The following is a 25152-nucleotide window of genomic DNA, read 5'->3' on the forward strand; positions in this document are numbered from 1 at the left end:
AGGCCTAGCAGGCCAGTACTTTTACATGTCCAAGCGCGCCATAGGACAGAATGGCGCGGTCCCGGGTAATGATCGTCAAGTCATGCTCGCGGGCGGTCACGATGAGAATGCGGTCGGCGGGGTCACCGTGCAGCGGCTGCGGCAGGAAGGACGCAGCGACAAGCACGTCCGCAGACGGCCGCAATACCTCCACGTCGAAGCGAGCGCAGGCGAGCCGGAACCATTCCACCGGCGGCCGCGCCAATGACACCCGCTTCTTCGCCACCAGCATTCCGATCTCCCAGGCGGTGAAAGCGGAAATCACAACCCTATCTGAGCGCGAAGGCATCAGGTCCAATACCTCAAGCACCTCCTGCGAAATCGGTTCATCCTGAGCGAGATAGAGAAGCGCGCAGGTATCAAGCAGATACCTTTCAGTCGTCATCATATACTTTCGCCCATTCCGGGTCTGCCGGCTCTGTCAGATCAACCCCCGGCACAATTGTCATTGTTCCTTTCATGCACCCGCGTACGCGATCATAAAAACTCAGGCCGAGTTCGTCCTTAGACCTAGCCGAGCCCTGCCGCCGGGAAACGGAGTTACCCAATGTCGCTGTCTCGGCGGAAAAAGGCTCCTGCCCTTCCTCCGCAAAGCCCGACAACTCGCCTCGCCGCCGCGCCGCGACTTCCACGAGTGAGGCGCCGAGATAATCCGCTATGCGATCCTGCTCCTCCGCGCTCATCTTGCGTTCGCCGCGCAACATCCGCGACACGGCGCTGGCATCCAAACCAAGCGCCCGGGCCATGTCGCGCAGCGATCGGCCCTTGCTGTCAAGCTGGCGATAAAACCATTCGCTATCGATCATGAGGCACCTCCTGCTCGTTGCGATAATATCATCACCAGGCTACTTCAGCAACAAAACCGTTGCGATTTACGCTCGCTCGAAGCCTCTCGCCACCTCCCAATCCGTAATCCTGCGATCATACTCCTCCTGCTCCCATTCGGCGGCGCGCACATAGTGCTCCACGACATCGTCACCAAACGCCTGTCGCAGCATGGCCGATCCATTGAGGGCGACGGCGGCCGAGCGCAGCGTGCGCGGGATCTCGCGGACGTCCTTAGCGCCATAGGCATCGCCGGTGAAGGCGGGCTCCAGCGCCATCTTCTTCTCGATCCCGTCAATGCCGGCCGCCAGCAGGGCCGCCATAGCGAGATAGGGGTTGAGGTCAGAGCCGCCAACGCGGCATTCGACGCGGATGCCCTTGGTGTTCTCGCCGCACAGCCGGTAGCCGGCGGTGCGATTGTCCTTCGACCAGATCGCCTTGGTCGGCGCGAACGTGCCGGCCATGAAGCGCTTGTAGGAGTTGATATAGGGCGCGAGGAAATAGGTGATCTCGCTGGCGTGCGACAACAGGCCCGCCATGTAGTGCTTCATCAGCTCCGACATGCCGTGTTCGCCCTTGTCGTCGAAAAACAGCGGCGTCTTGCCGTCAACGCTCCAGAGCGACTGGTGAATGTGCGAGGACGAGCCGGCCGCGTTGTAGTGCCATTTGGCGAGGAAGGTGATCGCCTTGCCGCGCTGCCAGGCGATTTCCTTGCAGGCATTCTTGATGATCACATGACGGTCGGCCATGGTCAGCGCGTCGGCATAGCGCACATTGACCTCGCCCTGCCCGGCGGACGCCTCGCCCTTGGTGTTCTCGACCGGGATGCCGGCGCCCTGCAGTCCGTTGCGGATCGCCCGCATCACATCCTCTTCCTTGGTGGTCTGGAAGATGTGGTAGTCCTCGTTGTATCCGGAGGCCAACTGAAGGTCGCGATAACCCGACGCGCGTGCGTCGTCATAGGTCTGGTCGAACAGGAAGAATTCGAGTTCCGTCGCCATGAAGGCCTTCAGGCCCATGGCTTCCAGCCGCTTGACCTGCTTTTTCAGGATGGCGCGCGGCGAATGCGGAATGTCCTCGTGGGTGTGGTGGTCCAGCACGTCGCAGAGCACAAGTGCCGTGCCTTCGAGCCAGGGAACCCGGCGCAGGGTGCCAAGATCCGGCTTCAGGGCGTAGTCGCCATAGCCCTTTTCCCAGCTCGTCGCCGCATAGCCCGGCACGGTTTCCATTTCCATGTCGGTCGCCAGCAAATAGTTGCAGCTGTGCGTTTCCTTAAAGCCGCTGTCGACGAAGAACTGCGCATGGAAGCGCTTGCCCATCAGGCGCCCCTGCATGTCGACCATGCAGGCGAGAACGGTATCGATGCGGCCCTCGGCGACATCCTTCTTCAACTCGTCGAACGTATATTGCGCGGTCATCTGTCTATCCTGTCGGGCGGTCTCTGCGCCGATCTGGGCGGGGTTGCCGATAAGGGGAACCGGGGCAGAGACTGCCCCGGTCCTTGAATGCGTGAAGGCCTATCAGCCGTAACGATAGGGCTTGCCGGCCTTTTCCATGTCGGCATTGTACTTCTTGAGGATCTCGACGACCTTCGCCGTGCGCGGCGTCTGCTTGGCCACTTCTTCCCAGAAGACATGTGCCGCATCCTCGACCGTCTTCCACTCGGCATCCGGAATGCTGGTGAGTTCGAGACGGCCGCCTTCGGCACGCAGCTTGGCCTCGCCACCCCAATACCAATGCAGGCGGTGATAGTGCGAGCTGTCCATGCACAGGTTGAAGAGCGTCTTCAGGTGCTCCGGCACCTCGGCCCAACGATCGGCATTGGCGAAGAACGAGCCGGCCCAGCCGCCGGAGACGTTGTTGGTCAGGAAGTACTTGGTCACGTCCACCCAGCCGGAGGTGAACACTTCCGTGATGCCCGACCAGGCGATCGCGTCGATTTCGCCGGTCTGCATGGCAACCGGCACGTCCTCGAACGGAATGGTGACCGGCACGATGCCGAATTGCGACAGGAACTGGCCGGCGGTCGGGAAGGTGAAGACCCGTAGACCCTTGAGGTCGGCGAGCGCCTTGATCGGCTTGTTGGTGGCAAAGTTGCACGGGTCCCAGGCACCGGCGGACAGCCACTTGACGCCCACTTCCGTGTAGGCCTGATCCCAAATCTCGGCCAGACCGTATTCGTAGAACAGGGTCGGCACGTCGAGGCTGTAGCGCGAGGCGAACGGGAAATAGCCGCCGAACACCTTGATGTCGACCGGCGAGTTCATGGAATCGTCGTCCGACTGCACGGCGTCGATCGTGCCGGCCTGCATGGCGCGGAACAGTTCGCCCGTGGGAACCAGTTGGTCGGCCGTGTAGAGCTGGATTTCCATTTCGCCATTGGCCGCTTTGTTGAAGGCGTCGACGGCCGGACGGATGACGAATTCGGCAAGCGCCGCGCCGGCGTAGGTCTGGAGACGCCAGGTGATCTTCTTGTCCTGCGCCTTCACGTAAGGAGCGGCGAGCGCAACCGGCGATGCGGCGGCGACCAGGCCGGCTTTCTTCAGAAAATGTCTTCTGCTGTTCATGTCTGTTTCCCTCTTTTGTTTGTGTGAACTGGCCCCGCCGGTCATCGGCGGGATCATGCACTTAGACGGGACCGTTTGATCGGACCTCTTTGCATTGTTGCTTTCCACTCACCCCCGCACATAGACATGCTGCGGCAACCACAGCGCAATCTGCGGGAAAGCCATGATGATGATCATGCCGAGGATCATGATGAGCACGAACGGCACGATCGAACGGTAGATGTCGACCAGCGAAATCTCTGCCGGCGCCATGGCCCGCATGAGGAAGAGATTATAGCCGAACGGCGGGGTCATGTAGGCGATCTGGCAGGTGATCGTGTAGAGCACGCCGTACCAGACCAGGTCGAAGCCAAGCTTGCCGACCAGCGGGATGTAGAGCGGCGCGACGATCACCAACATGGCGGTGTCGTCGAGGAAGGCGCCCATGATCAGGAAGGAAATCTGCATCAGGATCAGGATCTGCCAGGGACCGAGACCCATCTCGCCGACCAGCAGGCCCTCGATCGCCTTCACCGCGCCAAGCCCGTCGAACACCGCGCCGAAGCACAGGGCCGCCATGATGATCCACATGAACATGCAGGTGATGCCGAGCGTCTGCTCGAGAACACGGTTCCACATTTCCCAGGTCAGGCGCCCCTTGAACCAGGCGGCGAACAGTGCGCCGAGCGCGCCCACAGCCGAGCTTTCGACCAGGCTGACCACGCCCATCAGGAAGAGCCCCATCATCAGGAAGAAGATGAGAAAGGGCAGAACGCCGGCCCGCGCCAGCTTCAGTTTCTCGACGAAGGGCATGTCCCGCTCTTCCTTGGGCAGAGCCGGGCCGAGCGCCGGGTTGATCCAGCAGCGGATCACCACGTAGATCGCGAACAGGAGAGCGAGCAGCAGGCCCGGGAACACGCCGGCGAGCCACAGCTGACCGACCGGCTGGCGGGCGATCATGCCGTAGAGCACCATGACGACGCTCGGCGGCACGAGAATGCCGAGCGAACTGCCCGCCTGGATGACACCCGACACCATGATCTTGTCATAGCCGCGGCGCAGCAGCTCCGGCAGCGCGATGGTGGCGCCGATCGCCATGCCGGCGACGGACAAGCCGTTCATCGCCGAAATCACGACCATGAGGCCGATCGTGCCGAGCGCCAGGCCGCCGCGCAAGCCGCCGAACCAGACGTGGAAGGCCTTGTAGAGGTCTTCGGCGATGCCCGATTCCGACAGCATGTAGCCCATGAAGATGAACATCGGCAGCGTCAGCAGCGCATACCATTTCATCAGCTTCATATTGGCGGAGAAGCCGAGTTCGAAACCGCCATTGCCCCACAGAAGCGCGGCCGCGACGACGCCGACGAAGCCAATGGCGGCGAACACGCGCTGGCCGGTCAGCATCGACATCATCATCGACGAGAACATCAAAAGTGCGATCATTTCATAGCTCATGCGATGGGCCTCCCGATCGCCACGGCCACGTCCTTGATCAGGATCGATGTCGCTTGAAGGAATGTCAGAAAGATGCCGATCACCATGATGATCTTGATCGGCGCCATGTAGGGCGACCAGGCCGAATAGCTGGTTTCGCCGAATTTCAGCGCATAGGCCGTGCTGGATACGCCGCCATAGAGCATGAAGAACAGATAGACGAACAGCATGAGGATGGTCACGACGTCGACCACCGCCTTGGTCTTCGCCGACCACTTGCCATAGAGCAGGTCCATGCGGACATGGCTGTCGAGTTGCAGCGAATAGGCGCCGCCGAGCAGGAAATAGGCGGCCATGACGAATTGCGCCATCTCCAGCGTCCAGTGTGCCGGCAGGAACACGGACTTGGAGATCGACGAATAAAGCAGAATGCCCATGAGCAGGAAGATGCCATACATGACGATCCTCCCGACGCGACGGTTGAAGCCATCGACCAGCCGCACATAGGTCTTGAGGGCGTCAGGCATACCGGCCACCCCCATCGATCACGCGGCCCATCGCCAAGCGGTGCGGCGCAGTCATCCTCTCGCGTTCAATCGGCATCCGTTCCCCTCTTATTGTTCAAACCGTGCCAGATTTCGTCTCAGTTTTCTTCGGGCGCGCTCGCCTCCAGGCCGCGGCGCAACAGCTCCGCCAGATAGCCGGCGACAACCCGCTGACCGTCCTCGTCGCCAATCAGATCGTTTCTGATCTCGATCATCACGTTCCGATGGCCGTAGGGCAATGCGTGCAGCCTCAGGCTATGGGTGACACCGTCTTCCGGTCCATAGGGTTCGTTGCGCGCAACCCGATAAGGTCCGCCGGCAGCGGCCCCCAGCAGCGGATCGGCCAGCCGACTGTCGGCATCGTGCAATATACCGATCTCGACATCGCGCCGCTTGCCCATGTAGATCGGCGTGAAGCTGTGGACCGTAACCACCACCGTCTCTCGGCATTGCGCACGACGCTCGGCGAGAATGGTGGATATCCTGTCGTGGAACGGAATGTAGAGAGCGGCAGTTCGGGCATAGCGCTCGGCGGGCGAAAGGTCGCGGTTGCCGGGAATGTCGTAGATTTCGCTCTTTTCCGGCATGGCGCCAGAGGATTCCGGCGGCCGGTTGCAGTCATAGACGAGCCGGGAAAAGCGTTGGTGCACAAGCGTCCCGTCGAGCAGGGACGAAAGCCGGCGCGCCACCGCCAAAGCGCCCGGGTCCCAGGCGATGTGGCTGGCAAGCGCCTGCGCATCCAGACCGAGATCGCCCACTCTCTCCGGCATGCGGCGGGACGCGTGTTCGCAGACGAACAGGCAGGCGCCCGCCGCTTCGGCGTTGTCGACGGCCACGGCTTCGCCGTCCGCCTCAGTCAGTATGTCCGACCTCATCAGCATGCGGAATTCCCCCGGCGCCTTTGCGGCAGCTTTTATCGTTGCGAAGAGAATTCTTCACGATTAACGCCCTGTCAACGGGGTCTTGAAAATTTCTCTTCAAATTGCGCATTGACAGAATTGTGACAGAGAAGTTTAACTTGGCCACAGACCGGCGAAAGATCGGTCCGAGGGGAAAAGCTGAGTTTGAACAAGACGCCGAAGACAGTGTCGGACGTGATCCGTGCCCATTTCGATGGGTTGACGCGCGCTGAGCGGCAGCTCGCGGAGAGCCTGCTCGACAATTATCCGGTTTCCGGTCTCGGCTCCATCACCACCGTCGCCGACAATGCCGGCGTTTCGACGCCGACCGTGGCGCGCATGGTGCAAAAGCTCGGCTACAAGGGCTATGCCGAATTCCAGGCCCATCTTCACCACGAACTGGAAGCGACCCTTTCCAACCCGATCGCCAAGCACGATCGCTGGGCATCCAACGCACCGGGCACGCATATTCTCAACCGTTTCGCCGATGCGGTGATGAACAATATGCGCCAGACCTTGAGCGCGCTCGACACGCGGTCTTTCGATGGCGCGGCGCGACTGCTCTCGGATCGCAAGCGAAACGTCTATTTCGTCGGCGGGCGGATCACCGGTGCGCTGGCCGAGTATTTCTTCACCCACATGCAGGTCATCCGCCCGAAGACGGCGCTGATGTCGTCCAATACCAGCGCCTGGCCGCAGAATGTGCTCAACATGAGCGCCGGCGACGTGCTCGTGATCTTCGACATTCGCCGCTACGAGGCCGACATGGAGACGCTCGCCGAGGTGGCAAGGGCAAGCGGAGTCGAGATCATTCTCTTCACCGACCCCTGGAGCTCGCCGGTGGCCAAGCATGCCAGCCACTGCTTCAGGATCGATATCGAGGCCCCCTCGGCATGGGACAGCTCGGTCGTCACATTGTTCGTGGTAGAAGCACTGATCGAGGCCGTGCAAAGTTCGGCCTGGGACGAAACCCGCGAACGCATGAACACGCTGGAGGGGCTTTTCGAGCAGGCGCGGCTGTTTCGCAAGCCGCACTGACCAAGAGCAGGGGGAGTGGAGAAGAGACGAAGACGAGTCCCGAGCATCCAGACGCGACGATTTTCATCGCGAATTTTCCCCAGCCGGGACCGTCACATAACTATCATGCAAGCTGAATAACAGTCCGCATCGGTACAGTAGAACCAACAAGGAGAAATCCAGTGAACACTTATCTTCGTCGCATGCTCTCGCTGTCGACCGCAATGGTCGTCGCCTCCACCTCGCTCGCCTTCGCCGAGCCGAGCGCCGAACTGATCGAAGCCGCCAAGAAGGAAGGCATGCTGACCACGATCGCCCTGCCCCACAGCTGGTGCGGCTATGGCGACGTCATCGCCGGCTTCAAGGCGAAGTATCCGGAAATCAAGGTCAACGAACTGAACCCGGATGCCGGCTCGGCCGACGAAGTCGAAGCCATCAAGGCCAACAAGGACAACAAGGGCCCGCAGGCTCCGGACGTTGTCGACGTCGGTCTCGCCTTCGGCCCGCAGATGAAGTCCGAAGGCCTGCTGCAGCCCTACAAGGTCTCCACCTGGGACGAGATCCCGGACACGATCAAGGACGCCGAAGGCTATTGGTACGGCGACTATTACGGCGTTCTCTCGTTCGTCGTGAACAAGGACCTGGTCAAGAACACCCCGGCCGACTGGGCCGACCTCCTGAAGCCGGAATATGCCGGCCAGGTCGCGCTCGCCGGCGACCCGCGCGCCTCCAACCAGGCCATCCTCGGCGTTCTCGCCGCCGGCCTGCACAAGGGTGCCAAGGCTGGTGAGGAATCCGGCAAGGCCGGCCTCGAATACTTCGCCGAGCTGAACAAGGCCGGCAATTTCGTTCCGGTCATCGCCAAGGCCGGCACGATCGCCCAGGGCGCCACCCCGATCGCCATCGCCTGGGACTACAACGTGCTCGCATGGCGCGATGAGCTCGCCGGCAACCCGCCGGTCGAAGTCGTCGTTCCGAAGACCGGCGTTCTCGCCGGCGTTTACGTTCAGGGCATTTCCGCCTTTGCTCCCCATCCGAACGCCGCCAAGCTGTGGATGGAATACCTCTACTCCGACGAAGGCCAGAACCTGTGGCTGAAGGGCTACTGCCACCCGGCCCGCTTCAACGCCATGGCCAAGGCCGGCAAGATCCAGAAGGAACTCCTGGACGCCCTGCCGCCGGCTGAAAGCTATGAAGCCGCCATCTTCCCGACCGTCGAAGAGCAGAACGCCAACAAGACCGTCGTGACCGGCGGCTGGGACAGCGTTGTCGGCGCCAACGTCCAGTAAGTCTTCGAAACAATCAGGCCCCGGCCCGACTCGTTCGGGCCGGGGCTTGCCAAGTCAGAAGCGCCGGCCATACTCGGGGCGCCCTGCATCGATGCCCTCAAGCGAAGACCCGCAAACATGAAACAGGAACCTCACGCGCCCCGACTGCGCCTGCCGCTGACATGGGTGGGGCTGTTGCCCTTTGTGATCTTCGTCGTGATGTTCCTGGTGCTTCCGACCATGCACATCGTCATCGGCGCCTTCCAGACCCGTGACGGTGCATTCACGCTGCAGAACATCCTGGACCTCAATTCCGGCACGATCCCGTCGAGCTACTGGATTTCGGTGAAGATCTCCGTCGCCTCCGCAGCACTCGGCTGCCTGATCGGCTTCGGCATGGCGGCGGCCGTCGTCTTCGGCGCCGTGCCGCGCTGGTTCAAGTCGCCGCTGCTGACCTTTTCCGGCGTCGCCTCGAACTTTGCCGGCGTGCCGCTTGCCTTCGCCTTCCTCGCGACCTTCGGTCCTGTCGGCCTCGTCACCGCGCTCTTGCGCAATAATTTCGGCATCGTCCTGCAGCGCGATCTCGGTTTCAGCATCCTCAGCTTCTGGGGCCTGACGATCACCTATCTGTTCTTCCAGATCCCGCTGATGATCCTGATCATAACGCCGGCACTCGAGGGCCTTAAGCGCGAATGGCGCGAGGCGGCCGAGGTTCTGGGGGCGACCGGCCTGCAATACTGGCGCATGGTCGCCCTGCCGATCCTCTTTCCGTCGATCCTCGGCACATTCGCCCTTTTGTTTGCCAATGCCTTCGGCGCGGTTGCGACCGCGATCGCGCTCACCGGATCGAGCCTCAATATCGTGCCGATCCAGCTTTACGCCCAGATCCGCGGTGACGTGCTCGGCAATCCGCATCTCGGCTATGCCATGGCCTTCGGCATGATCGTCGTCACCGCCATCGCCAACATCGCCTATATCTGGCTGCGGGTGCGCGCCGAAAGGTGGCTGAAATGAGCTTGTGGACACGCATCGCTGGCTGGGGCGCACTTATCTTCGGCCTGCTCTATTTCTTCGTGCCGCTCGGCGGCCTGTTCGAATTCTCGCTGAAGGCGCGTCGCGGCGTCTACTCCTTCGACGCCTATGCCAAGGTTCTCGCCGACCCGCAGTTCCAGCAGACCTTCACCTATTCCGTGGTCATGGCCCTGGTCACCATCGCCATCGGCGTGGTTCTGGTCGTGCCGACCGCCTTCTGGGTCAGGTTGAAAATGCCCTGGGCCCGGCCTTACGTCGAGTTCCTGACATTGATGCCGCTCGTCATTCCGGCCATCGTCATCGTCTTCGGCTATATCCGCCTCTACAACACGTCGAGCTTCCTGCCGCTGACCGGATCGGTGATGGGCACCAACCTCTTGCTCGCCTTCGGCTATACCATCCTTGCCCTGCCCTACATGTACCGTGCGGTCGACACTGGACTGAGAACCATCGATGTCGCCACGCTGACCGAGGCGGCCCAGAGCCTGGGCGCCGGATGGGTGACCATTCTCGGGCGGGTCATCCTGCCCAATGTCATCCCGGCGGTCCTGTCGGGCGCCTTCCTGACCTTTGCCATCGTCATCGGCGAGTTCACCCTTGCCGCCCTGCTCGACCGGCCGGCCTTCGGTCCCTACCTGCAACGGATCGGCGCCAACAAGGCCTATGAACCCTTCGCACTGTCAGTGATCGCCTTCGGCATCACCTGGGGCTGCCTCGTGCTGATCCAGCTCGTCTCGCGCCTGCAAAAGACCGCCCAACGCCCCGCCTGAGGACAAATTTATGGCATTCCTGACCCTGACGAATATCGAGAAGTCCTTTGGCGCAGTCAAAGTCGTCCACGACTTCGACATGTCGATCGACAAGGGCGAATTCGTGTCCTTCCTCGGGCCCTCCGGCTGCGGCAAGACGACGATCCTGCGCATGGTCGCCGGCTTCGAGACCCCGTCAGGCGGCACGATCACGATCGACGGCAAGGACCAGTCGCGTCTGAAGCCGAACCAGCGCAATATCGGCATGGTGTTCCAGGCCTATGCGCTGTTTCCCAACATGAACGTATTCGACAACGTCGCCTTCGGCTTGAAGGTGGCGGGCAAGCCCAAGGACGAAATCCAGGCGCGTGTCACGGAAATGCTGAAGCTCATCCATCTGGAGCATCTCGCCGACCGCTACCCCTATCAGATGTCGGGCGGCCAGCAGCAGCGCGTGGCGCTCGCCCGGGCGCTTGCACCGAAGCCGCAGGTGCTGCTGCTCGACGAACCGCTCTCGGCGCTCGATGCCAAGATCCGCGTGTCGTTGCGCGAGGAAATCCGCCACATCCAGCGCCAGCTCGGGATCACCACGATCTTCGTCACCCACGACCAGGAAGAGGCCCTGTCGATCTCGGACCGCGTCGTCGTGATGAATGCCGGCCGTGCCGACCAGATCGGCACGCCCTTCGAGATCTACAACCGACCGGCCACCCGCTTCGTCGCCTCCTTCGTCGGCACGCTGAACCTGATCGAGGCGAAGGTCGTCGACGCGCAAAAGAGCACCGTTGCGATCGGCGACCAGATGATCGTGCTCGCGGAGAAGATCGACCTTGCCGCCGGCAGCGCGGTGCAACTGGCCATGCGCCCGGAAGCCGGCTCCATTTTGCCTGGAGCGACCGGCAATACAACGCTGACCGGCCAGGTCGTGTCGAGCCATTTTCTCGGCTCGGTGATCCGGACGCGGATGGATGTCGCCGGCAATACCGTGTCCTTCGACATGTTCAACGATCCGAACATGGCGCCGCCGGCGATCGGCGATACCGTCGCGCTGAAGATCGATTCCGCCGATCTCATCATCCTCCAGGCGTGAGGCGCCCGTCACGCGGCAATAACGCTACGCCGATCATGACACGGGACACGCATGCCCTCGCGTGAGATTTGCACGCCTGCGATCCACTTTGTTTACAAAATCATGGAAACATGAGGATCGGCTCGACGGGATGTGTGAGGATCGACGCATGGGGAAGCACGACGGACAGGATCTGCCGGTTTCTGCAACGCAATTCATGGCCCAATTCATGCGGTTGAAGCGCGGCTCGGTCAGCCGGCGCCACTTCCTCGGCGTCACGGGCCTCGGCCTTGCAACCGCAGCTCTCGGCGGCGCCTGCGGCCACCCCTTCGTCGGTCCAGTCGCGGCACAGGACGCCGGACGGCTCATCCATCTCAACTCATGGCCGAACTATCACGACCCGGCGACCTTCGAAGCGTTCACCGCCGCAACCGGGATTGCCGTGGATCTGAGCGTCACCAGTTCGAACGAGACGATGTTGAGGGCGTTGAGCACCGGCACCGCCAATTGGGACCTCTTCGTCCCGACCAATCATACGATTTCCACCTATGTGGAACGTGATCTGATCGAAGAACTCGACCTCGCCCGTCTCAGGCATTACGACGCCGCCAGCCAGAACCTGCTCTTCACCTGGGCTGGCCAGGTGTCCGGCCGGACCTATGCCGTGCCGAAGAACTGGGGAACGACCGGCATCGCCGTCAACACCGGCGAGCTGAGAACGGGTATCTCCAGCTGGAAGGACTTTTTCGCCACGGCAATGAACGAGGGCAGCGGGCGCACAATGGTACACGACTACCAGATGACGACCATCGGCAGCGCGCTCGTCTCCCTCGGCCACTCGTTCAATTCCGTCGACCCGACAGCACTGGCAGAAGCGGAAGAACTGCTGCTCGCGGTCAAACCGCATCTGCTGGCGATCGACAGCGACTATCAGGCCGCCATGCGTGCCGGTGACGCATGGCTCACCATGTGCTGGACCAATGACGGCCTGCAATTGAACCGTGACATGCCCGAGATCGAGTTCACCCTCGGAAGTGATGGCGGCGAAATCTGGACGGACTACTTCGCCATACCGAAATCCGCGCCGAACAAGGCGGCGGCCTATGCCCTGCTCGACTTCCTGCTGGACCCCGCCGTGGCGGCCCGCGAGCACATGACCAACGGCGCGCCGACCACCGATCGCCGGGTCATGGAGCTTCTGCCGAAGGAGATCAGGTCCAACAGGATCATCTATCCGGACGAAGCCGCCCTGACCCCACTGGAATTCGGCGCGGCGGTGACGCTGACCGATCCCGGCCGCGCCGACCTCATGGCGCGCTTCAAGGCGGCCTGACGGCTCGGCCAGCGCGCAGGCAGCAAAGCTTGACATCCGGGTTGAGAGCAGCCGGACAACCGCACGCGCGCGATCGTTTTTCGATTCTGCGCCAATGCTTTACCCGCCCCACCTGAATCGATACGGGAAGCAATTGAATCAGCGCCTGAAGGCGCTGAATCGACTCCTGAACGCGCACAGCGTTTCCCAAATCGACTGAACCCGATGGCTGGCCGGCAAGCGAGACGGCGATCAGACCGTCTCTTCACCACTGGCCGGCGGCACGTAGTTCAGCACCGGCCCGAGCCAGCGCTCGACCTCGCGAATAGCCATGCCCTTGCGCCGCGCATAGTCCTCGACCTGATCGCGTTCGACCTTGGCGACGCCGAAATAATAGCTGTCCGGATGGCCGATATAGAGGCCCGACACCGAGGAGCCGGGCCACATGGCCATGCCTTCGGTGAGCTTGACGCCCGTCTTGGCTTCGGCATCGAGGAGGCGGAACAGCGTGACCTTCTCGGTATGATCCGGCTGGGCGGGATAGCCGGGAGCCGGCCGGATGCCGGCATAGGCCTCGGCCGCCAGTTCATCCGGCGTGAAGTTCTCATCGGGCACATAGCCCCAGAACTCGCGCCGCACGCGCTCGTGCATCCGCTCGGCAAAGGCCTCGGCGAAACGGTCGGCCAGCGCCTTCACGAGGATGGAGGAGTAATCGTCATTGGCCCGCTCGAAGCGTTCGGCGATGGCGATCTCCTCGAAGCCCGCGGTCACGACGAAACCGCCGACATAGTCCTGGACGCCGCTGTCGGCCGGTGCGACGAAGTCCGATAGGGCGACGTTCGGCCGTCCGTCACGCTTCGACAATTGCTGGCGCAGGGTGAAGAAGGTCGCCAACTCCTCGCTTCGGCTTTCGTCGGTGAAAAGGCGGATGTCGTCACCAACCGCATTGGCCGGCCAGAAGCCGATGACCGCCCGCGGCCGGAACCACTTCTCCGCGATGATCTTGGAAAGCATGGCTTGCGCATCGGCGAAGAGTTGTCGCGCCGCCTCGCCCTGTTTCTCGTCCTCGAGGATCGCCGGATAGCGGCCCTTCAGTTCCCAGGTCTGGAAGAACGGCGTCCAGTCGATATAGCGGGCGAGTTCCTCCAGGTCATAGTCGTCGAACACCTGCGTTCCGTTGACGCCGGGCTTCACCGGTCGGTAAGCCGACCAGTCGAGCCTGGCCGCGTTTTCGCGGGCCCGCGCCAGCGGCAGTCGCTGCTTTTCGGCTTCCGCCCTCGCATGAGCCTCGGCCACCTTGGCATATTCGGCACGGATGCCATCGCTGTAGTCCTGCCTGGTGTCCGGCGACAGCAGCGCCGAGACGACGCCGACGGCGCGGCTGGCGTCGGTCACATAGACCGCCTGCCCTGCCTTGTACTGCGGCGCCACCTTGACGGCCGTGTGCACGCGGCTGGTCGTCGCCCCGCCGATCAGCAGCGGGATGGAAAAGCCCTGCCGCTCCATTTCCGCCGCGACATGCACCATTTCGTCGAGCGACGGGGTGATGAGGCCCGAGAGTCCGATGATGTCGACCTTCTGCTCACGCGCCACCTCGAAGATCTTCGTGGCCGGTACCATGACCCCGAGGTCGATGATCTCGTAATTGTTGCAGGCGAGCACGACGCCGACGATGTTCTTGCCGATGTCGTGCACGTCGCCCTTGACGGTGGCCATCAGCACCTTGCCGGCGGCCTCGCGCTCGCCGGTGCCGCCATTGGCGCGCTTTTCCTCTTCCATGTAGGGAAGCAGCACGGCGACCGCCTGCTTCATCACGCGGGCCGACTTGACCACCTGCGGCAGGAACATCTTGCCGGCGCCAAAGAGGTCGCCGACCACGTTCATGCCGGCCATCAGCGGGCCTTCGATCACATGCAGCGGACGATCGGCCTTGAGCCGCGCCTCTTCCGTGTCGGCCTCGATGAACTCGGTAATGCCGTTGACCAGCGCATGTTCCAGCCGCTTCTCGACCGGCAGTTCGCGCCAGCTCATGTCCTGAGTGCGGGCCTGTTTCTCGCCGGTGCCGCGGTAGCGCTCGGCGATCTCGAGCAGGCGCTCGGTGGCATCGCTGCGGCGGTTGAGCACGACGTCCTCGCAGGCCTCGCGCAGTTCGGGGTCGATGCTCTCGTAAACCGCCAACTGGCCGGCATTGACGATGCCCATGTCCATGCCCGCCTGGATCGCGTGGTAGAGAAAGACGGCATGCATCGCCTCGCGCACCGGCTCGTTGCCGCGGAAGGAGAAGGACAGGTTGGAAACGCCGCCGGAGATATGCACCAGCGGCATCTTCTGGCGGATCGTGCGGGTCGCCTCGATGAAGTCGACGCCGTAATTGTTGTGCTCCTCGATGCCGGTCGCGACCGCAAAGACGTTGGGATCGAAGATGATGTCTTCCGGGGCAAAGCCGGCCTGTTCCGTCAAGAGCTTGTAGGCCCGCTCGCAGATCTCGACCTTACGCTCATAGGTGTCGGCCTGGCCTTTCTCGTCGAAGGCCATGACGACGACGGCGGCACCGTAATTGCGGACCAGTTTCGCCTGCGCGATGAAGGCTGCCTCGCCCTCCTTCATCGAGATAGAGTTGACGATCGCCTTGCCCTGCACGCATTTGAGTCCCGCCTCGATGATCGGGAACTTGGAACTGTCGATCATCACCGGCACGCGGGCGATGTCCGGCTCGGCGGCGATCAGGTTGAGAAACTCGACCATGGCCTTTTCACTGTCGATCAGGCCTTCGTCCATGTTGATGTCGATGATCTGCGCGCCATTCTCCACCTGGTCGCGGGCGACCACGAGAGCAGCCGAGTAATCGCCGGCGGTGATCAGCTTGCGAAACTTGGCAGAGCCGGTGACATTGGTGCGCTCGCCGACATTGACGAAGGGAATGTCCTTGGTCAGCACGAAGGGCTCCAGGCCCGACAGCGCCATGAACGGCCGGTGCTCGGCCGGACGACGCGGCGCCTTGCCGGCGACAGCTTCGGCAATCGCCCGGATGTGCTCGGGCGTCGAGCCGCAGCAGCCGCCCACCACGTTGACCAGTCCCTCCTCGGCAAAGCCTGAAATCTGGCGCGCCATGTCCCTGGGGCTTTCGTCATATTGGCCAAACTCGTTGGGCAGGCCGGCATTCGGATAGGCGCAGATGAAGGTGTCGGCGACGCCCGACAGTTCCTGCAGATGCGGCCGCATGGCATCGGCGCCGAGCGCGCAGTTCAGCCCGATGGTGAACGGGTTGGCGTGGCGCACCGAATACCAGAAGGCCGACGGCGTCTGGCCCGACAGCGTGCGGCCGGACAGGTCGGTGATCGTGCCGGAGATCATCACCGGCAGGCGGACGCCCTTGGCGAGAAAGCGCTCCTCGCAGGCGAAGATCGCCGCCTTGGCGTTCAGCGTGTCGAAGATGGTTTCGATCAGAATGATGTCGGCGCCGCCCTCGATCAGACCGTCGATCTGCTCGCCATAGGCAAGGCGCAGATCGTCGAAGGAGACGGCGCGGTAGCCGGGATTGTTGACATCGGGCGATATCGAGGCCGTACGGTTGGTAGGCCCGATGGCGCCGGCGACGAAACGGCGTCGACCGTCCTCGCGCTCGGCCCGGATCGCGGCACGGCGGGCGACCAGCGCCCCGTCGCGGTTGAGGTCGTAGACCGCGTCTTCCATCTGGTAGTCGGCCTGGGCGATGCGGGTGGACGAAAACGTGTTCGTCTCGATGATGTCGGCACCGGCCATCGCATAGCGGAAGTGGATTTCCTCGATCGCATCCGGCTGGCTGAGGATCAGGAGGTCGTTATTGCCCTGCTGGTGACAGGCACAGCCGATGAAGCGCTGGCCGCGAAAGGCGTCCTCGGTAAGGCCCAGCCCCTGGATCTGCGTGCCCATGGCGCCATCGAGGATGAGGATGCGTTCGCTGGCCGCCTGGCGCAGTGCCCGCATGACCTCGGCCCCATCCCGCTTCGTGACTTGCGAACCGAACAGCGTGTCGAGCATGGCCTACCCCTTCCTTACAAAAGACAATACAGCGAAATCACATAAAGATATGTTTATGTCAACATACGAATGACATTCTCACCCCATTTACCCTGCGCACCACCACCGGTGGACGAAACCTTCAGCCTCGGTGACAAGCGAGGCATTTGCCGCTATTGCATTCAAACGATTAGATGCACGACGGGAGGAACTTCATGTCCGTGGTCACCCCAGCTTCGGCCCTGGCAGAGAACTGGACCGGCCGGCCCTATCACCGCAAATGGTTGCTGGACCAGGCGAACGGCCTGTTCGATTTCTTCCAGTATGGCAGCATCAACCCGAAGGGCGGTTTCTTCGATCTGACGCGTGACGGCAAGCCGATCTCCACCGAAAATCCGGTGCGTGGCATCCATGCCAGCGCCCGCATGGTGCATTGCTTCGCCATCGGTGACCTGTTCGGCCGTCCCGGTGCCGCCGACATCGTCGATCACGGCATGCAGTTCCTGTGGAACCGCCATCGCGACGAAACCCATGGCGGCTATTTCTGGCAGGTCGACGACAATCGCGCGGCCGACGCCTCGAAGCAGGGCTACGGCCACGCCTTCGTGCTCTTGGCGGCCTCATCCGCAAAGACCGTCGGCCATCCGCTGTCCGACCGGATGCTCGCCGACATCACCGAAATACTGGAGACCCGCTTCTGGGAAGATCGCCACGGCGCGATCGCCGAGGAGTTCTCATCCGACTGGCAGCCCGTACCCGGCTATCGCGGCCAGAACTCCAACATGCACCTCACAGAAGCGCTGATGGCCGCCTTCGAGGTGACCGGCGAGCGCCGTTATCTCGACATGGCGACGAGCATTGCCGACCTCGTTATCCGTCGCCGTGCCGCCGAACAGGGCTATCGCGTGCCCGAGCATTTCGACGAGAACTGGACGCTCGACCGCATCTACTACCACCCGAACGAAATGTTCCGCCCGGCCGGCACCACGCCCGGCCACTGGCTGGAATGGGCCCGCCTGGTGCTCCAGTTGTGGGTGCTCGGCGACAAGAAGCATGACTGGATGCCGGAAGCGGCGCGCGGCCTGTTCTTCCAGTCCATGTCGCTCGGCTGGGACAAGGACCGCGGCGGCTTCTTTTACACGCTCGACTGGGAAAACGTGCCCGACAAGAGGATGAAGCTCTGGTGGCCCTTGTGCGAGGGAGCCGCCGCCGCGCACTTCCTCAACCAGCATCTGCCGAGCGACTTCCATGAGGAAAGCTACCGCAGGATCTGGGGTTTCATCGCCAATCACAGCCTGGATCATGCCTTTGGCGGCTGGCACGAGGAACTGACCGAGGATCTTGTCCCCTCGACCACGCTCTTCCCCGGCAAGGGCGACATCTACCACGCACTCCAGGCCTGCCTCATCCCGCTCTTCCCGGCGACCGGAAGCTTGACCCGCGTGATTGGCGAAACCGGCGGTGCCGTCTGATCCCGCCTGGTTCACGGTTGATGTATTGCTGACTAACTTGCAGCCGGGAGTGGCCGCTGACCTATTCCTTGCGCTCCTCGACCAGCGTGCCTGCGCTGATCATGTCGCTCGGATGCAGGATGACCCGCTCTCCTTCGGCAAGCCCGCCCAGCAGTTGGGCTGTCTCGTCGTTCATCTGCCCGATCTCGACGGCGACCTGCTGCGCCCGACCGTCGCGAACGACAAAGACGCTCCACTGCCGGCCATCCCGGAACAGTGCGCTGATCGGCAGTTGCAGCGTCTCGTCGCTCTGCCACAAGGTCAGCCGCGCATAGACACGGAAACCATGGCCGAGACGCGGATCGTTTTCCTCCAGATCGAGAACGAGATTGACCCTCTGCTCCTCGATACCCAGCGCCGAGACCTTGGTGAAACCGGCCGGATCGATGCGACGAACCTTGGCCGACAATGCCTTTTCGCCGCCCCAGTCGAAGATCTCCGCCTTCGAACCCGTCGCAACGCGCACGGCATCCGACGACAGAAGATCGACGGTCACTTCAAGATCGGCCGGATCGCCGATCTCGGCGATCTTGGTTCCGACCGCCACCGGTTGCTCGCTTCTGGCGAAAACCGAGAGGATGACGCCGTCGACCGGGGCGGTCAGGTAGACGCAACAACTGGCGTCAGGCTTCCGGTTGGGATCGTTCGGGGGGATAAGGCGTGCCTCGGCGCTGGCAAGCTCTGCCCTGCGCAACTCGATCGCGGCCTGCGCCGAACCGATCTGCGCTTCCAGCACTTCGACGTCGGTGCCCGCCTTCTGCAGCGCGCTCTGAGCGAGGAATTTGGTCTTGGCCAGCGCCTCCGCCCGCTGCAGGTTGTCGCGCGCGAACTGCAAGTCGGATTGCAGGCGCTTCAGGTCGATCTCGGCCATCGATACCGCAGCGCGCGCAGCATCGCGCGCGGCGATGAGCTCGGCCTGGCTGCGGCTGTCGATCAGCGGCGGATCGAGCGGATGGATCGCCGCCACCACGGTCACGCCCGCCCTGACCGTGTCGCCCTCGTCGAGCACGGTGCGGGCGAGATGGCCGGCAATGGGTGACGACACCGCATAGACTTCGCGCACCCGCGTCACGCCCTCCTGCGACACCGTGACCCGCATCGGTCCGCGTGTCACCGCCCCCACGTCCACCATCTGCGGCTTTTCCCTGAGCGCATAGGCAAAACCGGCAACCATCGCGCCGACTGCGACGACACCGATGACACGCTTGAACCATTTTCCCTGCATCGGGCTACTCCCTGGATTTCAGTACGGCGATGAGATCAAGTTCATCGATCCTGCGGCGCACGATCAGCGCCGAGGCAAGCGATGCCCCCAGGACCACGAGACTCGCCACGGCATACGTCGAAGCGTTGACAAAAAACGGTATGCGAAACAGGTGGCTCTCGATCCCATCGACCACAAGGCTGGCGAAGGAATATCCGAGCAGCCAGCCGAGCGGCTGCGCCGCGAGGATGACGGTGGCAAGCTCCGTCATCAACACGCTGGAGACTTCCGACGGAGTGAAGCCCAACACCCTCAGGCTGGCGAGTTCCCGAGCGCGTTCCGAAAGCTGGATGCGCGCCGAATTATAGATGAGGCCGAAGGCGACGATGACGGCCAGCGTCGTGTAGACGATCTGGACCATCACGATATTCTCCTCGATGGTCGCCCTGAACCGCTCCCGCGACAGCCCGATCAGCATGACGAAGGCGAGCGCCGGCGTGTTCTTGACCTCGGCGAACAACGCGTCCCGCTGCAATGAATCGAGTGAAATACGGGCACCGGAAATCCGCCGCCCATCCCCGATCAGGCGGTTGAGAGCCTCGATATGCATATGGGCGTCAATGCCGACCAGGCTCTGGCTTATGCCCGTCACAGGAACCGAAACCTTGCGATGGTCGCGCTCGACCAGTTCCACTTCGATCATGTCCCCGACCTTGACGCCCAGTTCCTCGGCGACGCGTCCGATCAGCAGAATGCCGTTGGGTGGCGGCGAGATCGGACGCATGTCGGCGTCCATGATGCGTCCGAGATCGGTCTCGGAGTTAAGGCCGAAGATCGTCAGATCCTTCTCATTGTGCCGGCTCCTCACCGTCACCGAGATCGCCCGAAAAGGCTCGGCACGCAGTACACCCGGCAACTGCCGCACGGAATCGAGCGCGGCGATGGGCCGGTCCTGATCGAAATAAAGGCTGGCGTCCTGGCGTTCCATGCGGAAGAAAATCTCTTCGACCATATGGCTGACGGCGTCGGTGGTAAACAACGACACGACCAGCAGCGCGACCGAAAAGGAGACACCGAGCGAGGTGAGGAACGAGCGGACCGGAGCCCTGATGATCTGTCGGAAGGCCATGATGGTGAGCTGCGACACGAATCGAGGCCCGCCCGCGCGGCGCTTGAACAACGAACGAAAACGCAAGGGGGCCGGAGGCTGCATGGCGACGGCCGCCGGCAGGACGACGACCGCCCAGATCGCCCGGATCGCCCCGGCAAACGCGGCCGCGACGCAGATCCCCGCCGAGATGGCATAGAGGTCGAAGCTCTCGCGGAAAATCAGGAATGGAAAGGAAAAGAAGCGGGCATAGAGCCTGGTCATCTCGCGCCCGGTCCAGTTTCCCGCCAGAAAACCGATGGCGACGCCGATCAGCGCAATGACGATGGTGAGCTTGAGATAGTGCCAGGCCACCTCCGTCTCGCGGTAGCCGAGCGCCTTCAAAAGCCCGATCTGCTCGCGCTCCAGCGTGATCAGCCGCGTCAGGATCATGTTGACCAGGAAGGCGGCGACGAACAGGAAGATTGGCGGAATGACCGCCGCCATCGCCCTCAGCTGGTCCAATTCGTTGGCGAGAAAGGTGTCGGAAATCTGGTCTTCACGGCCATAGGCGCCGCGTCCGCCATATTGCTCGAGCAAGTCGTCCAGCGCTGCTGTCGTCACGTCCAGGTTCGTGCCGCGCAAGGTCGACAGCACGACATTGTTGAAGGCGTCGCCCATGTCGAAAATGCCTTCAAGGGCCTTGCGCGACATGTAGAAGACGCCGAAGCGCCGTGGATCCGGTACCATGTCGCCGGGGCCGATCGTGTAGATATATTCCGGCGACAGCACGATGCCGGTCACGGTCAGGATCTGCTTTCGGCCGTTCATCACGGCGGCAAACCGGCTTCCTTCCTTCAGGCGATGCGCCTTGGCGAAGCTGTCGAGCACCGCGGCCTCGTTGGCCCGCCCAGGTTCGGGCAGGCGACCGCTGCGAATATAGAGACGATTGACGCCCGGCTGACCGCTATCCGGCAGGGAGACGGCCACGCCGGTCGCCGGCTCGACCATGCCCTCGATGTCGAGCAGCACATATTTGACGATTCGAAGCTCGACACTGCCGATCCCCTCGATCGCGGCAATCCGGTCGCGCAGGTGCAGCGGTGCGCGATTGGCCTCGGCGAAGAGATTGGCGAACCGATAGCGTTCGTAGAAGACATCGCGGGTCTCCTCGAGCGAGCGGTAGGAGCCGATGGCGATGATGATCGTCGCAACCCCGCAGGCCATGACCAGCGCAACCGCGAGCACCTGGGCCCAGAGCCTGAGCAGGTCGCGGTAGAGCTTGCGGTCGAGCATCGACATGGCGCTACCAGCTCACGGCGGAGGGCGGCAGCCGCACCGCATTGGTGAAGGACTCCTCGATCCGGCCGTCGCGGAAGGAGAAGACGCGATGGGCGATCTGGCGGATGGCGGCGTTGTGGGTGATGATCCCCATGGTCGTGTTGAATTCCGCGTTGACACGGCACAGCACGTCGAGCACGAGCACGCCGGTCTTGGAATCGAGCGCCCCGGTCGGCTCGTCGCAAAGCAGCACGTCCGGCCGCTTGACGATGGCGCGAGCGATCGCCACGCGTTGCTGCTCGCCGCCGGACAGCTGCGCCGGGAAATGATCCATGCGGTCCTTGAGCCCAACCATCTCCAGTGCCTCGCCCGGGTCCATCGGATTGGCCGCGATCTCCGTCACCAGAGCGACGTTCTCATAGGCCGTCAGGCTCGGGATCAGATTGTAGAACTGGAAGACGAAGCCGATGTGGTCGCGGCGAAATTGCGTCAGCTGCCGCTCGGAGAACGCGGTCAACTCGTGATCGGCACAACGGACCCTGCCCGAGCTGGCCCGATCGAGCCCGCCCATGATGTTGAGCAGCGTCGACTTGCCGCTGCCCGAGGGGCCGAGCAATACCGCCATCTCCCCGCGCTCCAGCGTCAGGTCGACGCCACGAAGGGCCCAGACCTCGACATCGCCGGTGCGATAGGTCTTGGTGACATTGTCCACCTGAAAAAGTACGTCTGCCATCGCGCGGCCCTGTCAAACTCGATCAACGATAGAGAACCCCACAGGACCTGGCCTTGATCATTGTCAAAGCCGAAACCGGCGACCGAACCGACGGCGCGGTGCGGCGAGCCGCGCTATTCGGGGACGTCGGTGGACATGTCGAGCCGGCCGACGAGCCGGAATATGAGGCCTGTCGGCTCGAACGTCATACGCCCCTCGCCGGAGAAGATCACCGAAACGATCCGCTCGGTGAGGCGCGAGCCGAAGCCGCGGCGCACAGGGGCCGTCACCGGCGGGCCGCCGCGCTCGACCCAGTTGAAGGAAAAAGAACCGTCTTCGCCGGCCGACCAGCCGATCTCTATCCGCCCGTCCGGCAGCGACAAGGCGCCGTATTTGGTCGCGTTGGTCGCCAGTTCGTGGATGGCGAGCGACAGTCCGAGCGCCTGTTGTGCCGTCAGGTAGATCTCCCCTCCGGAAACGACGAAGCGGTCGTCCCTGTCGCGGTGCGGCAAAAGCGCAGCCATGACGGTTTCCTCAAAGCTCGCGGTCGTCCCCGGCGTGCCGGTGAGAATATCCTGGGCCTTGGACAGGGCGCCGATTCGCGCTGTCACGGTGGCTATCGCATCGCTCATCGATTCCGCGCTGCGCAAGGTCTGCGTGACGATTGATTGCGTCATCGCCAATGTGTTCTTCATCCGATGGGCAAGCTCCTCGTTGAGGAGCTTGAGTTCGCGCTCATGGCGCGCACGCTCGCGAATGTGCTCCTGTGCCAGCTCGTAAGCCACATGCAGCGCAGCGCGGTCAGCCACAGCCCGGGTCGTTTCGGTGACGATGTTGAGCAGGCCCTCGACGGCGCCGTCGTCACCGTAGAGCGGGCTGTAGGAGAAGGTAAAGTAAGTCTGTTCGGGATATCCGTTGCGCATCATGGTGAGCGGCATGTCTTCCATCCAGGTCGCCTCGCCGGACAGCGCGCTGCGCACGAACGGCAACACCATCTCCCAAACGTCGTCCCAGACCTCCTTGAACGGTCGTCCGAGCGCATTACCGGCGCGCTGACCGAGCATGGGCACATAAGCGTCATTGTAGAAGTGAAGGAGTTCCGGGCCCCACCAGAAAGACATCGGCTGTCTGGACGACAGCACCAGGCGCATGGTGGTCTTTAGAGAAACGGGCCAGCCATCGATCGGCCCGAGACTGGTCGCCGCCCAGTCGAAGCGACGAATCTCCTCGCCGCTCGCTCCGCCAACCATCAGAAAATCGCCGGGCCCAACAACTGGGCGGGATGCAGGCCAAACCTCATTCGCAGTCGAATTCGCCATACATCAGCCACTCCAATCCTGGGGCTGCAATTATTTCAGAACAGGACATGCGTGGCAATTGGCGCTAGACTAAACATGCAAGGGAACAATGTCCCTTGCGCAAGCCTTTGGTGGATCTCAGCCTTTTGCCCTTGGAGGGACTATGAAGACCATTATGCTCACCGCCGCCCTCATCGCCGCCCCAACCCTGGCCTTCGCCCAGGCGCCCGGCCTGGAAGAAACCTGCTCGCTGGTTGCGCGCAATTTCGAAATGGCCACCGCGGTGAAGGTTGGCGTAGTCCAGTCCTTTCCGGAACTGACACCGCCGGGCGTGCGGCTGACGTATTCGACCGAGCTGGATGCCGAGCCCGCAAGCATCACCGACACGATCGAGTGCCAGTTCGAAAAGGCAAGCGCGCCGTTCAAGCTCGTCAAGTTCTGCCTCAACGGCACATGCTATGCGGCAGACGAGAAGAATCCGGAACGCCGCCGCCGTTTCGAGGAAGCCCAGTCGCTGCTCTCCCGGTCGAACTGATCTTTGCAATGCGATCGGTGTTCGGCCTTCACTCCAGGGGGCCGAACATTGCGTTGCCGCGAACCTGCTTCGGGCACGGACGCCCTACCCGCGCCAGGCATCCATTTCGGCGGATGAAAACGCCTTCTTTCGCCCCCGATGCCAGGTCACACCCCGTCTGACGATATTGGCAGGGACGCCGGCAATGACGACGCCCTCCTCGTCGAAAGCGCTGTTGACGAAGGCCATGGCGCCCACAACGCTGTCCGCGGCGATGCGCGACCCCTTGTTGATGATCGCCCCCACGCCCACCCAGACGTGATCGCCGATGGAGATCGACGCCGCCGTGTTGAGCCGCTTTCCCGTCTGGCGATCGATGAGCGAATGTGCATCGGTGGTGCGGATCTCGATGTCGCGCGACAGCATGCACCATCGCCCGATCCGCACGCTGCAACCCTCCTGGCAGAGAATGTAGACGCTCTTGCAGGTGGAATGGTCGCCGAAAGTCACGGTCTGGCCGTGGTCCTTGACGACGATGTCACCCTTGAAGTGGCAGTTGTCGCCGATCACCACCGTGTTCTTGGTGCCGAGGATTTCGATCGATCCATCGAAACGGGTGCCGCTTCCGATGGTGATCGTATTGCCGGTTCCCCGCTTGACGATCACGCGCCCCTTCAGCCCGGCCGCCCCCTTGTCCTCGAACCGGTTGCCCTCAGGCATTTCCAGCAGGAAGAACCAGCGCGCCTTGGCGGCACGAATGAGCCCGGACAGGAACGACAGCTTCATCTCATCTCCTCCTGACGTCCGTTTA

Annotated in this window: 21 protein-coding genes; 8 read left to right on the top strand and 13 right to left on the bottom strand. The window is 62.6% G+C overall.

The features are described 5' to 3' along the window. Positions 1 to 4: 4 nt before the first annotated feature. The 7 genes from DYZ14_RS19665 to DYZ14_RS19695 all read right to left on the bottom strand — a co-directional run bounded on the left by DYZ14_RS19665 (position 5) and on the right by DYZ14_RS19695 (position 6270). On the bottom strand, positions 5 to 427 hold the full coding sequence (locus DYZ14_RS19665) for a type II toxin-antitoxin system VapC family toxin (RefSeq protein ID WP_232365611.1): 423 nt from the start codon (positions 425 to 427) through the stop codon (positions 5 to 7). Next, the gene (locus DYZ14_RS19670; RefSeq protein WP_154722267.1) at positions 414 to 845 is read right to left on the bottom strand and encodes a helix-turn-helix domain-containing protein; all 432 of its coding nucleotides are present in this window, start codon (positions 843 to 845) and stop codon (positions 414 to 416) included. The genes DYZ14_RS19665 and DYZ14_RS19670 overlap by 14 nt, the downstream gene beginning before the upstream one ends. A 66-nt stretch (positions 846 to 911) precedes the next feature. Continuing rightward, positions 912 to 2282 carry a glutamine synthetase family protein gene (locus DYZ14_RS19675; protein ID WP_154722268.1) on the bottom strand — a complete coding sequence of 457 codons (1371 nt, stop codon included), beginning with the start codon at positions 2280 to 2282 and terminating at the stop codon, positions 912 to 914. Positions 2283 to 2384: 102 nt separating this feature from the next. Then, positions 2385 to 3431: a TRAP transporter substrate-binding protein gene (locus DYZ14_RS19680; protein WP_154722269.1), complete on the bottom strand. Its 1047-nt coding sequence runs from the start codon at positions 3429 to 3431 to the stop codon at positions 2385 to 2387. Between the two features lie 108 nt (positions 3432 to 3539). Beyond that, the gene (locus DYZ14_RS19685; protein ID WP_154722270.1) at positions 3540 to 4865 is read right to left on the bottom strand and encodes a TRAP transporter large permease; all 1326 of its coding nucleotides are present in this window, start codon (positions 4863 to 4865) and stop codon (positions 3540 to 3542) included. Then, entirely contained in the window at positions 4862 to 5371 is a 510-nt protein-coding gene (locus DYZ14_RS19690) for a TRAP transporter small permease subunit (protein ID WP_154722271.1), read from the bottom strand. Before DYZ14_RS19690 ends, DYZ14_RS19685 begins: the two co-directional genes overlap by 4 nt. Positions 5372 to 5487: 116 nt before the next feature. Further along, the gene (locus DYZ14_RS19695; protein ID WP_154722272.1) at positions 5488 to 6270 is read right to left on the bottom strand and encodes an N-formylglutamate amidohydrolase; all 783 of its coding nucleotides are present in this window, start codon (positions 6268 to 6270) and stop codon (positions 5488 to 5490) included. A 183-nt stretch (positions 6271 to 6453) separates the two neighbouring features. Here DYZ14_RS19695 and DYZ14_RS19700 point away from each other — a divergent pair, with 183 nt between their 5' ends. The 6 genes from DYZ14_RS19700 (at position 6454) to DYZ14_RS19725 (ending at position 12756) form a co-directional block, all read left to right on the top strand. Beyond that, positions 6454 to 7326, top strand: coding sequence for a MurR/RpiR family transcriptional regulator (locus DYZ14_RS19700; protein WP_154722273.1), 873 nt, complete (start codon positions 6454 to 6456; stop codon positions 7324 to 7326). Positions 7327 to 7508: 182 nt separating this feature from the next. After that, complete coding sequence (locus tag DYZ14_RS19705) at positions 7509 to 8594, top strand: ABC transporter substrate-binding protein (protein ID WP_419178273.1); 1086 nt, start codon at positions 7509 to 7511, stop codon at positions 8592 to 8594. Between the two features lie 117 nt (positions 8595 to 8711). Continuing rightward, on the top strand, positions 8712 to 9587 hold the full coding sequence (locus DYZ14_RS19710) for an ABC transporter permease (protein WP_154722274.1): 876 nt from the start codon (positions 8712 to 8714) through the stop codon (positions 9585 to 9587). Continuing rightward, positions 9584 to 10375 carry an ABC transporter permease gene (locus tag DYZ14_RS19715; protein WP_154722275.1) on the top strand — a complete coding sequence of 264 codons (792 nt, stop codon included), beginning with the start codon at positions 9584 to 9586 and terminating at the stop codon, positions 10373 to 10375. The genes DYZ14_RS19710 and DYZ14_RS19715 overlap by 4 nt, the downstream gene beginning before the upstream one ends. A 10-nt stretch (positions 10376 to 10385) precedes the next feature. Next, a complete protein-coding gene (locus DYZ14_RS19720) occupies positions 10386 to 11444 on the top strand; it encodes an ABC transporter ATP-binding protein (RefSeq protein WP_154722276.1) in 1059 nt (352 codons plus the stop codon). A gap of 148 nt (positions 11445 to 11592) precedes the next feature. Continuing rightward, positions 11593 to 12756: a polyamine ABC transporter substrate-binding protein gene (locus DYZ14_RS19725; RefSeq protein ID WP_154722277.1), complete on the top strand. Its 1164-nt coding sequence runs from the start codon at positions 11593 to 11595 to the stop codon at positions 12754 to 12756. Positions 12757 to 12987: 231 nt separating this feature from the next. On the opposite strand, the gene metH is transcribed toward DYZ14_RS19725, so the two are convergent. Next, positions 12988 to 16755, bottom strand: a complete 3768-nt coding sequence (metH, locus tag DYZ14_RS19730) for a methionine synthase (protein ID WP_154722278.1) — start codon at positions 16753 to 16755, stop codon at positions 12988 to 12990. 194 nt (positions 16756 to 16949) lie between these two features. Here metH and DYZ14_RS19735 point away from each other — a divergent pair, with 194 nt between their 5' ends. Beyond that, positions 16950 to 18206 (top strand): AGE family epimerase/isomerase, encoded by a 1257-nt coding sequence (locus tag DYZ14_RS19735; protein ID WP_154722279.1) that lies wholly within the window; start codon positions 16950 to 16952, stop codon positions 18204 to 18206. Between the two features lie 61 nt (positions 18207 to 18267). On the opposite strand, the gene DYZ14_RS19740 is transcribed toward DYZ14_RS19735, so the two are convergent. From DYZ14_RS19740 to DYZ14_RS19755, 4 genes are all read right to left on the bottom strand, one after another. Then, positions 18268 to 19470, bottom strand: a complete 1203-nt coding sequence (locus tag DYZ14_RS19740; protein WP_154722280.1) for an efflux RND transporter periplasmic adaptor subunit — start codon at positions 19468 to 19470, stop codon at positions 18268 to 18270. A gap of 4 nt (positions 19471 to 19474) precedes the next feature. Next, positions 19475 to 21838: an ABC transporter permease gene (locus DYZ14_RS19745; protein ID WP_154722281.1), complete on the bottom strand. Its 2364-nt coding sequence runs from the start codon at positions 21836 to 21838 to the stop codon at positions 19475 to 19477. A gap of 4 nt (positions 21839 to 21842) precedes the next feature. Further along, complete coding sequence (locus DYZ14_RS19750; protein ID WP_154722282.1) at positions 21843 to 22550, bottom strand: ABC transporter ATP-binding protein; 708 nt, start codon at positions 22548 to 22550, stop codon at positions 21843 to 21845. A gap of 113 nt (positions 22551 to 22663) precedes the next feature. Beyond that, a complete protein-coding gene (locus DYZ14_RS19755; RefSeq protein WP_195950046.1) occupies positions 22664 to 23779 on the bottom strand; it encodes a PAS domain-containing sensor histidine kinase in 1116 nt (371 codons plus the stop codon). Between the two features lie 211 nt (positions 23780 to 23990). Here DYZ14_RS19755 and DYZ14_RS19760 point away from each other — a divergent pair, with 211 nt between their 5' ends. Then, on the top strand, positions 23991 to 24362 hold the full coding sequence (locus DYZ14_RS19760; protein WP_154722283.1) for a hypothetical protein: 372 nt from the start codon (positions 23991 to 23993) through the stop codon (positions 24360 to 24362). An 84-nt stretch (positions 24363 to 24446) separates the two neighbouring features. Here the strand turns inward: DYZ14_RS19760 and DYZ14_RS19765 are convergent, their stop codons facing one another. Continuing rightward, positions 24447 to 25127, bottom strand: a complete 681-nt coding sequence (locus DYZ14_RS19765; RefSeq protein WP_154722284.1) for an acyltransferase — start codon at positions 25125 to 25127, stop codon at positions 24447 to 24449. Positions 25128 to 25152 lie beyond the last annotated feature (25 nt).

It is taken from the genome of Ciceribacter sp. T2.26MG-112.2, assembly GCF_900492205.1.
Lineage (GTDB): Bacteria > Pseudomonadota > Alphaproteobacteria > Rhizobiales > Rhizobiaceae > Allorhizobium > Allorhizobium naphthalenivorans_A.